The sequence below is a fragment of the Kosakonia oryziphila genome (genome assembly GCF_900094795.1).
GTDB lineage: Bacteria > Pseudomonadota > Gammaproteobacteria > Enterobacterales > Enterobacteriaceae > Kosakonia > Kosakonia oryziphila.
This window is the reverse complement of sequence record NZ_FMBC01000016.1, coordinates 40,409-53,208: the sequence shown is the minus strand read 5'-3', so window position 1 is coordinate 53,208 and position 12,800 is coordinate 40,409. Positions and strand designations below refer to the sequence as shown.

At 54.9% G+C, this 12,800-nt stretch carries 10 protein-coding genes and 2 pseudogenes; 8 read left to right on the top strand and 4 right to left on the bottom strand.

Translation table 11 applies throughout. From position 1 onward, the window contains the following. Positions 1 to 34: 34 nt before the first annotated feature. From GA0061070_RS09720 to GA0061070_RS09700, 5 genes are read left to right on the top strand one after another with little or no spacing between them, the layout of a single operon-like run. Entirely contained in the window at positions 35 to 1,168 is a 1,134-nt protein-coding gene (locus tag GA0061070_RS09720) for an amidohydrolase/deacetylase family metallohydrolase (protein ID WP_090135676.1), read from the top strand. Next, positions 1,152 to 2,267 carry a DgaE family pyridoxal phosphate-dependent ammonia lyase gene (locus GA0061070_RS09715; RefSeq protein WP_090135674.1) on the top strand — a complete coding sequence of 372 codons (1,116 nt, stop codon included), beginning with the start codon at positions 1,152 to 1,154 and terminating at the stop codon, positions 2,265 to 2,267. The genes GA0061070_RS09720 and GA0061070_RS09715 overlap by 17 nt, the downstream gene beginning before the upstream one ends. Continuing rightward, positions 2,264 to 3,004, top strand: a complete 741-nt coding sequence (gene dagF, locus GA0061070_RS09710) for a 2-dehydro-3-deoxy-phosphogluconate aldolase (RefSeq protein WP_090135672.1) — start codon at positions 2,264 to 2,266, stop codon at positions 3,002 to 3,004. Before GA0061070_RS09715 ends, dagF begins: the two co-directional genes overlap by 4 nt. A 56-nt stretch (positions 3,005 to 3,060) precedes the next feature. Then, positions 3,061 to 4,206 carry a lactonase family protein gene (locus tag GA0061070_RS09705; RefSeq protein WP_090135670.1) on the top strand — a complete coding sequence of 382 codons (1,146 nt, stop codon included), beginning with the start codon at positions 3,061 to 3,063 and terminating at the stop codon, positions 4,204 to 4,206. 14 nt (positions 4,207 to 4,220) lie between these two features. Then, positions 4,221 to 6,131 (top strand): BglG family transcription antiterminator, encoded by a 1,911-nt coding sequence (locus tag GA0061070_RS09700; protein WP_090135668.1) that lies wholly within the window; start codon positions 4,221 to 4,223, stop codon positions 6,129 to 6,131. Between the two features lie 18 nt (positions 6,132 to 6,149). Here GA0061070_RS09700 and GA0061070_RS09695 read toward each other — a convergent pair. Next, positions 6,150 to 6,802, bottom strand: a pseudogene (locus tag GA0061070_RS09695) (oxidoreductase); the annotation flags it as partial. A 20-nt stretch (positions 6,803 to 6,822) separates the two neighbouring features. On the opposite strand from GA0061070_RS09695, the pseudogene GA0061070_RS09690 reads away from it, so the two are divergent. The 3 genes and pseudogenes from GA0061070_RS09690 to GA0061070_RS09680 all read left to right on the top strand — a co-directional run. Then, positions 6,823 to 7,332 (top strand): annotated as a pseudogene (locus tag GA0061070_RS09690) (helix-turn-helix transcriptional regulator); the annotation flags it as partial. An 86-nt stretch (positions 7,333 to 7,418) separates the two neighbouring features. After that, positions 7,419 to 7,661, top strand: coding sequence for a type II toxin-antitoxin system RelB/DinJ family antitoxin (locus GA0061070_RS09685; RefSeq protein ID WP_090135666.1), 243 nt, complete (start codon positions 7,419 to 7,421; stop codon positions 7,659 to 7,661). Further along, on the top strand, positions 7,651 to 7,935 hold the full coding sequence (locus GA0061070_RS09680; protein ID WP_090135665.1) for a type II toxin-antitoxin system RelE family toxin: 285 nt from the start codon (positions 7,651 to 7,653) through the stop codon (positions 7,933 to 7,935). Before GA0061070_RS09685 ends, GA0061070_RS09680 begins: the two co-directional genes overlap by 11 nt. Positions 7,936 to 7,941: 6 nt before the next feature. Here GA0061070_RS09680 and nrdG read toward each other — a convergent pair whose 3' ends face one another. The 3 genes from nrdG to treC form a co-directional block, all read right to left on the bottom strand. Next, a complete protein-coding gene (gene nrdG / locus GA0061070_RS09675; protein WP_090135663.1) occupies positions 7,942 to 8,406 on the bottom strand; it encodes an anaerobic ribonucleoside-triphosphate reductase-activating protein in 465 nt (154 codons plus the stop codon). A 194-nt stretch (positions 8,407 to 8,600) separates the two neighbouring features. Next, positions 8,601 to 10,736 carry an anaerobic ribonucleoside-triphosphate reductase gene (nrdD, locus tag GA0061070_RS09670; protein WP_090135661.1) on the bottom strand — a complete coding sequence of 712 codons (2,136 nt, stop codon included), beginning with the start codon at positions 10,734 to 10,736 and terminating at the stop codon, positions 8,601 to 8,603. Between the two features lie 380 nt (positions 10,737 to 11,116). Next, the gene (gene treC, locus GA0061070_RS09665) at positions 11,117 to 12,772 is read right to left on the bottom strand and encodes an alpha,alpha-phosphotrehalase (protein ID WP_090135659.1); all 1,656 of its coding nucleotides are present in this window, start codon (positions 12,770 to 12,772) and stop codon (positions 11,117 to 11,119) included. Positions 12,773 to 12,800: the final 28 nt, after the last annotated feature.

Sequence of the window (12,800 nt, the reverse complement as noted above, 5' to 3'; positions counted from 1 at the left end):
GGCGCTGCGGCGCCCGTTATTACTGGAGATTCGCATGTTTGATTTACTCCTGCGCCGGGCGCGTCTGGTTGACGATACGCTGACGGATATCGCCATCAAGGCAGGGAAAATCGCCGCGCTGGGCGAGATCAACAGCCCGGCGGTTAAAACGCTCGATCTGCACGGCGAACACTATGTCAGCGCCGGGTGGATTGATTCCCACGTGCACTGCTACCCGAACTCGCCGATTTACCACGATGAACCCGACAGTGTCGGCATCAACACCGGCGTGACGACGGTGATTGACGCGGGCAGCACTGGTGCTGATGATGTCGATGATTTTTATGCCATTACCCGCGAGGCGGCGACCGAAGTATATGCGCTGCTGAACGTCTCCCGCGTCGGGCTGATTGCCCAGAACGAGCTGGCCAACATGGCTAATATCGACGCGAATGCGGTACATGACGCGATAAAACGCCATCCGGATTTTATCGTTGGCCTGAAAGCGCGCATGAGCAGCAGCGTGGTCGGTGAAAATGGTATCACGCCGCTGGAACGCGCGAAGGCGATCCAGAAAGCCAACGGCGATTTGCCGTTGATGGTGCACATTGGCAACAACCCACCGAACCTCGATGAAATCGCAGAACTGTTGACTTCCGGCGACATCATTACCCACTGTTATAACGGTAAACCGAACCGCATTCTGGCACCGGCTGGCGAGTTACGCGCTTCTGTAGCGCGTGCCATTGCGCGTGGCGTGCGTCTCGATGTCGGGCATGGCAGCGCCAGTTTCAGCTTTGCGGTGGCCAAACAGGCCATCAGCCTCGGCATTTTGCCGCAGACCATCAGTTCTGACATCTACTGCCGCAACCGGATCGACGGCCCGGTGCGATCGCTGGCAAATGTGATGTCCAAATTCCTCGCCATTGGCCTGTCGCTGCCGCAGGTGATTGCCTGCGTAACCGACCACGCCGCCGCTGGCCTGCGTCTGAAGCATAAAGGGCGTCTTGCCGTCGGCTTCGATGCCGATCTGACCATTTTTGACCTGCGTCGCCAGTCGGTACTGTTCACCGATGCGGAAAACGACAGCCTACAGGCCGAACAGTTACTCACGCCGCTGGCCGCCATTCGCGCGGGCAAAGGCTATCTGACCGAACAAGGGAGTGCAGAACATGCCTTCGATTTATGAAAAGTACAATTTAAAACAGGTGATTAACGCCTCCGGTCGCATGACAGCACTGGGCGTTTCCACCCCGCGCCCGGAAGTGGTGGAAGCCGTGCTTGGCGGCATGAATCACTATTTCGAAATGAAAGATTTGGTGAACAAAACCGGCGAATACATTGCGAAACTGCTGGACGTTGAAGCGGCGACCGTTGTCTCCTGCGCCTCCGCAGGGATTGCACAATCCGTTGCTGCGGTACTGGTGCGGGACAGCGACTGGCTGCTGGAGAACCTGCACAGCACGGCGATTGAGAACAACGAAATTGTGTTGCCGCGCGGTCACAACGTTAACTTCGGCGCACCGGTCGGCACGATGGTGGCGCTCGGCGGCGGGAAGGTGGTGGAAGCGGGTTATGCCAACGAATGCTCCGCCGATCAACTGGCGGCGGCAGTCTCGCCGCGCACGGCCGCGATCCTCTACATCAAATCGCACCACTGCGTACAAAAAAGCATGCTCAGCGTGGAGCAGGCAGTGGTAGTGGCGCGTAAGCATAATCTGCCGCTGATTGTCGATGCCGCAGCGGAAGAGGATTTGCAATGCTACTACCGTGCTGGGGCTGATTTGGTGATTTACAGCGGCGCGAAGGCCATCGAAGGACCAACCAGCGGGCTGGTGATTGGCAAAAACCAGTACGTCGAGTGGGTCAAACGCCAGACGGCAGGCATTGGCCGCGCCATGAAAGTCGGTAAAGAGGGCATTCTTGGCCTGACTTGCGCCATCGAACACTATCTGAGCGCCCGCAAAGAGAGCGGAGCGGAAATGGTCGCCAAAATGGCGCCGTTTATCGACCAGCTCAACACGCTGCAAGGCGTGAGTGCACGCGTGGTATGGGACAGCGCCGGACGCGACATTGCCCGTAGCGAAATAAAGTTTGATGAAGCGGTAACCGGCATCGCCACCGGCGAACTGGTCAGCGCGCTGAAACAGGGTGAATACGCCATCTATTTTCGTGGTTACAAAGCCAATGAAGGCATTATCGAAGCCGATGTGCGCAGCGTGAGCGCTGAGCAACTGGCGATTGTTTATCGCCGCATCGCTGAAGAATTGAAGGGGCAACACGCATGAAACTGACACCGAACTTTTACCACGATCGCGTCTGCCTGAACGTGCTGGCGGGAAGCAAGGAGAATGCCAGCGCCATCTATGAAGCGGCTGAAGGCCATGTGCTGGTCGGTGTGCTATCCAAAAATTACCCGGATGTGGCATCGGCGGTGGCGGATATGCGTGACTACGCGGCGCGTATCGATAACGCACTCTCAGTCGGCCTCGGTGCGGGCGATCCGAACCAGTCGGCGATGGTCAGCGCCATCTCCCGTGACGTTCAGCCGCAGCACGTTAACCAGGTGTTTACCGGCGTGGCAACCAGCCGCGCGCTGCTTGGGCAGAATGAAACGGTGGTTAACGGTCTGGTCTCGCCGACCGGTACTCCGGGGTTGGTGAAAATCTCCACCGGGCCGCTCAGCAGCCAGGCGGCAGACGGTATTGTGCCAGTGGAAACCGCTATTGCACTGCTGAAGGATATGGGCGGCAGCTCGATTAAATATTTCCCGATGGGTGGGCTGAAGTGCCGTGATGAGTTTCAGGCGGTTGCCGATGCCTGTGCGCGCCATGACTTCTGGCTGGAGCCGACCGGCGGTATTGATCTGGAGAACTACAGCGAAATCTTGCGCATTGCTCTGGAAGCGGGCGTCAGCAAAATTATCCCGCATATCTACAGTTCGATTATCGATAAAGCGAGTGGTGATACCCGTCCGGCCGATGTACGCCAGTTACTGGCAATGACCAAAGCGTTAGTGAAGTAAACGTCCTGCCCTCTCACAACCTGTGGGAGGGAAACGCACACGATAAAGGAGCCACCATGCACACTGTCCGACATCTGCTTGCTGCTTCACTCTCTCTGCTGGCGACCAGCGCCATTGCTCAGACGCAGTACGCCTGGGTGGGAACCTACAACCCCAACGGCGAAGGCGTTTACCGCTTTACTGTTGACCCACAATCCGGCGCGCTGGGTAACAAAACGTTGGTCAGTACGCTGCCGAATGCGGCGCAGCTTACCGTTTCGCAGGATGGCAAAACGTTGTATGTCGCCAGCGAAGTGGAAAAGGGCGTGGTGCAGGCGCTGCGCATTGGCGATAACGGCGCATTGCAGGAACTAAACCAGGTGTCATCCGGTGGTGCCGGGCCGGTTTATCTGGCGCTGACGCCGAATGGGCGTTATCTATTGGTGGCGAATTACGTCAGCGGTTCGATTGCTGTACTGCCGATAAAAGCCGATGGTAGCCTTGGCGAGGCGGTGGACAGACACCAGGATCAGGGCGAAGCGGGAGCAGCTAAACCCGCAGCAGCCGTGGAGGGCAGCTTTGCCATCAGCGATCATAACGGCCCACATGCGCATATGATTGCCGCCGATCCACAGGGGAAATTTGTCTTCTCGACCGATCTGGGACTGGATCGTATTTATCAGTACCGCCTGGAGGCGCAAAGTGGCAAGTTAACGCCTAACGAGCCATCTTTTATCAACGCGTCTTCAAAGGGTGCCGGGCCGCGTCACTTTGTCTTTACGCCAAAAGGTGACGGGTTGTGGTTGATTAATGAAGAAGCCTCAACATTGACGTATTACACGCTGGACAGCACAACCGGAACGCTGAAAGAGGGCAAAACCACCTCGGCGCTGCCAGCAGCGTACAAAGGCACCAGCTTTGCCGCCGGTCTGGTACTCAGTCGGGATGGTAAACAACTGTATGTAGCTAACCGTCTGCATAACAGCGTGGCGCACTTTAGTGTACAGCCAGATGGTTCGCTGGCACATCAGGATGATGTCTGGACGCGCGGTGACTATCCGCGCTCGCTGACGCTGGATAAACAGGGACGCTGGCTGTACGTCATGAATCAACGCAGCGACAATGTCACCCGTTTTCGCGTTGCGAAGGACGGTAAGCTAAGTTTTGTGCCGGATTACACGCCGGTGGGTAGCCCATCTCAGATGGTCATTTCCTCTTACTAAGCCAGGAGACTGATGTGCGATTCCCGAACCAACGTTTAGCGCAGTTGTTTATGATGTTGCAAAACGAAACACTGCCGCAGGATGAACTGGCACAAAGGCTGTCGGTCTCCACGCGTACCGTTCGGGCCGATATCACCGCCTTAAATGCGCTGCTGGAGCATCACGGCGCACAGTTTATTTTGACGCGCGGTAGCGGTTATCAACTGAAGATTGATGACGCTACGCGTTACCAGACACTACAGGCTGCCCGCCCGCGCCTGCTGCGCATTCCCCGCAGCGGGCCGGAGCGGGTGCACTACCTGGTGGTACGGTTTCTGACCTCTGCCTTTTCCCTGAAGCTGGAAGATCTGGCGGATGAGTGGTTTGTCAGCCGTGCCACGCTGCAAAACGACATGACCGAAGTGCGCGAGTGGTTTTCCCGTTATCGCCTGACACTGGAAACTCGTCCGCGCCACGGCATGAAGCTGTTTGGTAGCGAGATGGCGCTGCGCGCTTGTCTGACGGATCTGCTGTTTGAACTGGCGCAGCTAAACGCGCACAACCCGCTGATCACCGAAGAGGCACTCAACCCTGGGGTGCCAGAGGCGCTGGCCGCCATTCTGCATGATTGCTTTAGCCGTTATCACATTCGCCTGACTGATGAGGGGGAATTGTTTATCCGTCTCTATTGTGCAGTGGCGGTGCGGCGTATCAGCGAAGGGTATCCGCTATCGGAATTTACCGCGGAAGATGGCGATGAGAACGTGCGCGATGCAGCGCGCGCCATCTCTGCCACGTTACAGCAACTGGCGGGAAAACCGCTGGCGGCGTCAGAAGAACACTGGTTGCGAGTGCATATTGCCGGGCGACGAGTGCAGGAGATTGCGCCGAGCGCCATTAGCGCGGACGACGACGAAACGCTGGTGAACTACATTCTCGGCTATATCAATACGCACTATAACTACAACCTGCAAAGTGACGATCAACTACATGCGGATTTACTGACGCATATTAAAACCATGATCACCCGCGTGCGTTACCAGATCATGATCCCTAACCCGTTGCTGGATAACATTAAACAGCATTATCCGATGGCCTGGGATATGACGCTGGCGGCGGTATCCAGTTGGGGCAAATACACGCCGTATGTCATCAGCGAAAACGAAATTGGCTTCCTGGTGCTGCATATTGGTGTAGGGCTTGAGCGCCATTACAACATTGGCTACCAGCGCCAGCCGAGCGTGCTGCTGGTGTGCGATGCCGGGAATGCGATGGTGCGGATGATTGAAGCGGTGCTGGCGCGCAAATATCCGCAAATTGTTATCTCCCGTACCGTAACGCTGCGCGACTACGAGCAGTGTGACGGCATTGCGGAAGATTTTGTTATTTCCACTGCGCGGATCAGCGAGAAAGACAAACCGATCGTCACCATCGCGCCTTTCCCCACTGATTACCAACTGGAGCAGATCGGCAAGCTGGTGCTGGTGGATAGAACGCGTCCGTGGATGCTGGAAAAGTATTTTGATGCCGCGCATTTCCGCATTATAGATGGCGCGATGGATCAGCAGACGCTGTTTCAAACGCTTTGTCATCAACTTCAGGATGAAGGCTTTGTCGGCGCAGAGTTTGTTGATTCCGTGGTGGAGCGTGAAGCGATTGTCAGCACCATGCTCGGCGAGGGCATCGCATTGCCGCACGCGCTGGGGTTGCTGGCGAAGAAAACTGTGGTCTACACCGTGCTCGCGCCAAAAGGTATTCAGTGGGGTGAGGAGATCGCGCATGTCATCTTCCTGCTGGCGATCAGTAAAAGTGAGTATGAAGAGGCAATGGCGATCTACGATATTTTTGTCACCTTCCTGCGCGAGCGTGCAGCTTCAAGACTTTGCGGTTGCGCCAATTTCGCCGCCTTCCGCAGTGTAGCGATGGAGTGCGTCAGCCGGTTTTAACACAACCGGGTAGTGGCTACCCGGTTGTTTGCCGTTTTTCTCCTCGCGCGCTTTGCGGATAGGGTCGAAAAGCGCATCGTAATCGGCAATTGAGCGGGGTGTGCGGATCATCGAACGGCCCGCCCATTCGGTACGAACCGAACCGGGCGCGACGGCGGTAACAAAAATGCCAAACGGCTGAACCTCTTTGCCCAGCGCTTCGGAAATTCCCTCCAGCGCAAATTTGCTGCCGCAGTAGTAAGTAATGCCTGGCATGGTAATAAAACCCCCCATCGAGGTGATGTTGATGATGTGCCCGCGACGCCGCTGGCACATGCCCGGAAGCACCGCTTTCATCATGGCGATGGCACCGAACACGTTAACCTCAAACTGGTGACGCAGGGCTTCCAGCGGTGACTCCTCCATCAACCCTTCATGACCGTAACCCGCATTATTTACCAGCACATCAATGGGCCCGACGCTGGTTTGCGCTTCGGCAATAACATTGTCGATTGCTGAGAAATCCGTGACATCCAGGATACGCCCGTAAGCGCAGCCAGATGACAGCGCCTCAAACGCGTGTTACGCACCGTACCGATCACGCGATAGCCTGCGGCCAGCGCTTCCTGCGCCAGCGCACGGCCAAAACCACTGCTGACGCCGGTAATAAAAACAATTTTTTTTGCGGACATTGTCGTACTCCCATGAAAAATTGCGGTTACTGGAGGCGCTAAGCTCCCCGCTGGAGGCGGCGGTTCTTGGGCCAGCGTTGGTGCACGAGCTCTATTTTCGCGTATTAACCGGGGCGCAGGGACATGCCATGCGTTCCGCGCTGGCGTTGCAGGGGCAATTCGGCAGGATCTGCAAGGTGCTGCGGCATATTCATGCTGTGTACAATCAAGCGCTGAGCCTAAGGCAACTGGCAGACAAGGCGGGGATGAGCGTACCGACATTTCATAGCCATTTCAAAGCAATGACGCATATGCCGCCGATGCAGTATGTCAAATCAGTGCGTCTGCACCAGGCGCGAATGTTGATGGTTCGCCAGGAGATGACCGCTGCCGCAGCCAGCTATGCAGTTGGGTATGAAAGCCCGTCACAATTTAATCGTGAGTTTAAACGGTTGTTTGGCCTGCCGCCTGCGCAAGAAGTGCAGAGAATGCAGCAGAGTTTCTCTGTACCGCCGCTACATCCGGCTTCTGACTTTATCGCTTCGCATTGAGTTTTTGCGAGCCGCTTTCCAGAACTGTATGTAATGCGAATGTAATGCTATATTGCATTACACATTTTCTTTTTACCGGAGGCATAATGGCTACGCTAAATGTACGACTGGATGACAATCTCAAGAAAGAGGCGTGGATCGTGCTGGAAAAACTCAATATTACGCCGACGGAAGCTGTTCGCATGTTGTTTCAGTATGTGGCGGAAAATGGACGTATGCCGATTAAGACCGTGGCGATGAGCGACGATGAAGAAGCGCTGTTGAAAATCGTCAGGGAGCGACTGGCAAATCCGCAGAAAGGCATCAGGGTTACTCTGGATGACCTATGAACTGGTCTTTGATCCACGAGCATACCGGGAGTGGGAAAAGCTGGGGGAGACAGTAAGGGCGCAACTCAAAAAGAAAATTGCGGAGGTTCTGATCCAACCACGGATTGAGGCTGCCCGACTGCATGGCTTTCCGGATTGTTATAAGATCAAACTCAGGTCGTCTGGCTACCGACTGATTTATCAGGTCCGGGATAATATTGTGACGGTGTTTGTTATTGCCGTCGGAAAGCGAGAAAAGGCGACCGCTTACCGGCAGGCCCGTAAGCGGTTGTAGCGGTATTCACCGCAAATGATGCACAACCTGGTTGCTGCTGCCGCGCCAAATCAACATTGGGTCTTTTAGATCCTGAATGAATTTGCCGTCAACCAGCACGTTGATCAGGGCCACCACCTCAAGCTGGGCGGCATTCAGTTCATCCATTTTGTAACCGGTCCACACCCAGAGATCTTTGCCGGGGCATTCGGCGCGGATGCGGGTTACCAGATTTAAAATGTCTGGCACGTTCTGTGGATGCAGCGGATCGCCGCCGGAGAGTGAAATGCCCTGGCGTTTAACGCGCGTATCGTTGAGATCGGCGATGATGCGATCTTCCATCTCAGACGTAAATGGAACGCCGGAATTAAGCCGCCAGGTGCTTTTATTGTAGCAGCCGGGGCATTCATGTACGCAGCCGGAGACGAACAGGGTGCAGCGGGTTCCGGGGCCGTTTACGATGTCTACAGGGTAATATTGGTGATAATTCATTTTCGCTTCCCATCCGCTTATCAATTGACGCCATAACGGCGTTGGCTGCTGACGTGCGCCCGGGTCACTTACTTATGTAAGCTCCCCGGGACACTCGCCATGGCCGCCTTGTTCTGACGTCAATTGCGTTGCGGATATATAACAGACGATTCACAGGCCGGATAAGTCACCAGCCATCATCTGCGATCAACATATTAACCGATTTGCCCGTTACCGAGGTGTTTCACGCGGCGTTTAACTTCTTCCTGTTTACCGGCGTTAAACGGACGAGCATCCGGGCTGCCGAGGTAACCGCAAACGCGGCGCGTGACCGAAACGCGCGCGGCGTCGTGGTTACCGCATTTCGGGCAGGTGAAGCCTTTACTGGTGCACTCGAACTCGCCAGTAAAACCGCACTCGTAACACTCATCAATAGGCGTATTGGTGCCGTAGTACGGCACATGCTGGTAGCTGTAATCCCAGACATCTTCCAGCGCCCGCAGGTTGTGCTGAATGTTCGGATATTCGCCGTAGCAGATAAAACCGCCGCTGGCCAAAGGCGGATACGGCGCTTCGAAATCGATCTTGTCGTACGGGTTAACCTTTTTCTCGACGTCGAGGTGGAAGCTGTTGGTGTAGTAGCCTTTGTCGGTCACCCCATCCACTACGCCAAACTCAGCGGTATCAAGGCGACAGAAACGGTCACACAGGTTCTCGCTAGGCGTGCTGTAGAGGCTGAAACCATAACCGGTCTCTTCTTTCCACTGATCGACCGCCTGGCGCAGGCGTTCGACAATGGCCACACCTTTCGCCCGCAGCGCTTCACTGTCGTAAATATGTTTATTGCCGGAGAGCGCGTTGATGGTTTCGTGAATGCCGATATAGCCCAGCGAAATCGATGCGCGGCCATTTTTGAAAATAGCGGAAACATCGTCGTCCGCTTTCAGACGTACGCCGCATGCACCTTCCATATAAAGGATTGGTGCCACGCGCGCTTTCACGCCTTCCAGACGAGCGATACGGGTCATCAGCGCTTTACGCGACAGTTCCAGGCGGCTGTCGAGCAGTTTCCAGAACACCGCTTCGTTGCCTTTCGCTTCCAGCGCGATGCGCGGCAAGTTCAGACTGATAACTCCCAGGTTGTTACGTCCGTCGTGGATCTGCTCGCCGTTCTCTTCATAGACACCCAGGAAGCTGCGGCAGCCCATTGGCGTTTTGAACGAACCGGTAACCTTAACCACTTGATCGTAGTTCAGAATATCCGGATACATACGCTTGCTTGCGCACTCCAGCGCCAGTTGCTTGATGTCATAATTTGGATCATCAAACTTATGATTTAGTCCATCACGTATAGCGAACACCAGTTTCGGGAACACGGCGGTTTTGCGATTTTTACCCAGACCAGCGATACGGTTACGCAGAATGGATTGCTGAATCAAACGGGATTCCCAACTGGTACCAAGGCCGAAACCAAAGGTGACGAATGGCGTCTGACCGTTGGCAGTGTGCAGTGTGTTCACTTCATATTCCAGCGACTGGAACGCGTCGTAACACTCTTTCTCGGTGCGGCTGTGGGCATAGCTGTCGGCATCCGGAATCTGCCACTCTGCTGCTACCTTACGGTGTTTTTCGAAGCTGGCGGTGACAAATGGCGCCAGCACTTCATCGATACGGTTAATGGTAGTGCCGCCGTAGATATGGCTGGCGACCTGGGCGATGATCTGCGCAGTGACGGCGGTCGCGGTCGAGATCGATTTCGGCGGTTCGATCTCCGCATTACCCATTTTAAAGCCGTGCGTCAGCATACCTTTCAGATCGATCAGCATGCAGTTGAACATCGGGAAGAACGGCGAGTAATCCAGATCGTGATAATGGATTTCTCCGCGTTCGTGGGCCAGCACGACATCGCGTGGCAGCAAGTGCTGACGTGCATAGTGTTTGGCAACAATCCCTGCCAGCAAATCGCGCTGCGTCGGGATCACTTTACTGTCTTTGTTGGCGTTCTCGTTCAGCAGCGCTGAGTTGGTCTGCTCGACAAGCCCGCGAATATCCTGGTTCAGGCGGCCACGTTTTTCACGTGCGATATCGCGATCGTGGCGATATTCGATATAGGCACGCGCCAGCTGTTTGTACGGCCCGGACATCAACTGGTTTTCAACGGCCGTCTGGATCTCGCTGATGTCAACCTGCGACCGATCCTGCATTTGACGACTGATTACGTCTGCGACGGTGGCGCAATAATCTGCGTCATCGACTCCCGCTGCTTTAGCTGCACGCAAAATCGCTTCTTGAATGCGCTCTGATTTGAAAGGCACTTTACAGCCATCTCGTTTCATCACATGCGGTGTCATGATTACTCCATTTTAAAAAACAGGTTATTCACAATGAAAGGCGCGCTGATGGCTTAGCTATTCATTACTAAAACCAATCAGTTTGTCTCGTTTTGGCCCGTGTTATCCACAGCGTGTATCGCTTCCCATGGGGACGGCTTGTTTGAATAGTAGACGGGAAATACAAGATGTTGGGCTGGAGAGCATTCTAATTTCTATATATAGTGATTTGCATCAAACATGTTTGCGTTTTTATTGACTCAGGACAAAGTAAAAATTTGATAGCACAGAGGACGGGCAGCCTGGCGCAATGTAAATTTTAGCGTTCTCCTTTTGACTAAAAATTCAGCAAAAACAGCAGGCTTATGCCTGCTGTCGTGTTTGTGTTTACCAGGATAAGTCTAAGGCTGTCGCCACCACACGGCTTCGTACGGCCGAAGCACCATATCGCCAGGTTTTGTGGAGGTTTCGGCATAATTGCTGATCACAACTTGCCAGTCGCCGGTCATCTCTTCCGGTTGCCACGGCTGAAATGTGTTGCTCAGATTTGCAATAACCAGCAGCGTTTCACCCTGCCACTGGCGGCGGTAACACCACAGATATGGATGTGTGGGCAGCAGATCCTGATAATCGCCCCAGGCGAGCAGCGGCAGCGTTTTACGCAGATGGATGAGCTTCTGGTAGGTATAAAACACCGAGTCAGGGTCGCTGATGGCCTTCTCAACGTTGATTTCGCGGTAGTTATCGCACAGGCCAATCCACGGCTCGCCAGTGGTGAAGTCGGCATTTTTACAGGCGCTCCACTGCATCGGCGTACGGCTGTTGTCGCGGGATTTACTGGCCAGAATCGCCAGCAGTTCTTCCGGATCGCGTCCGGTGGCGCGCTGCTCAGCGAACATATTGAGGCTTTCGACATCGCGGTAATCGGTAATATGGGAAAAGTGCGGGTTAGTCATGCCAATCTCTTCGCCCTGATAGATATAGGGCGTGCCCTGCATACCGTGCAAAATCATCGCCAGCATTTTGGCGGCCGGAATGCGCAGTACGCCTTCATCGCCAAAGCGTGATGCAATGCGTGGCTGATCGTGATTACACCAGAACAGCGCATTCCATGCGACGTCATGCATCCCCTGCTGCCAGTGGAGGAACAGCGCTTTCAGCGCCGCATAATCCGGCCGGGCGAGGACCCATTTTTCGCCGTTGGGGTAGTCCACCTTCAGGTGGTGAAAATTAAAAGTCATCGACAGTTCACTGCCGTCCAGCGCGCCATAGCGCTTACAGTTCTCCAGCGAAGTAGAGGACATTTCTCCCACCGTCATCAGTTCACGCGGCTGGAAAACCTCGCGGCTCATCTCCTGCAGAAATTCATGCACTCGCGGGCCATCGGTATAAAAGCGTCGACCATCCCCGTCGTGATCGCCGGGGAAATCCTGTTCTTTGGAGATTAAGTTGATGACATCGAGACGTAAACCGTCAACGCCGCGATCCGCCCAGAAAGCGCAGACCTCTTTTAGCGCGTCGCGAACCGCCAGGTTTTCCCAGTTGAGATCGGCCTGCTCCGGCGCAAAAAGGTGCAAATAGTACTGGCCGCTCTGGCTGTGCCAACGCCACGCGCTGCCGCCGAATTTGGAACGCCAGTTGTTCGGCGGTACGTCCGGTTCGCCATCGCGCCAGATATAGAAACTGCGGTAAGGGCTGGCGGGATCCTGTGCCGCTTGAAACCAGGCGTGCTGCGTTGAGGTGTGATTGAACACCATATCCAGAATCAGGCGGATCCCGCGTTGGTGCGCCTGTGCTACCAGTTCGTCAAAGTCTTCCAGCGTACCGTAAGCGGGGTCAATAGCGGTATAATTCGCGACGTCGTAACCGTTATCGATCTGTGGGGAAATGTAGAACGGTGTCAGCCAGATGGCATCCACACCCAGAGTTTGCAAATAGTCGAGACGGGTGATGACGCCGCGTAAATCTCCGGTACCGCTGCCGGTTGAGTCCTGAAAACTTTTTGGGTAAATCTGGTAAATGACGCCGTTCTGCCACCAGTGGGGAAGGGTATTCATAACAATTCCTGCGAAAAAAAAGGGGGCA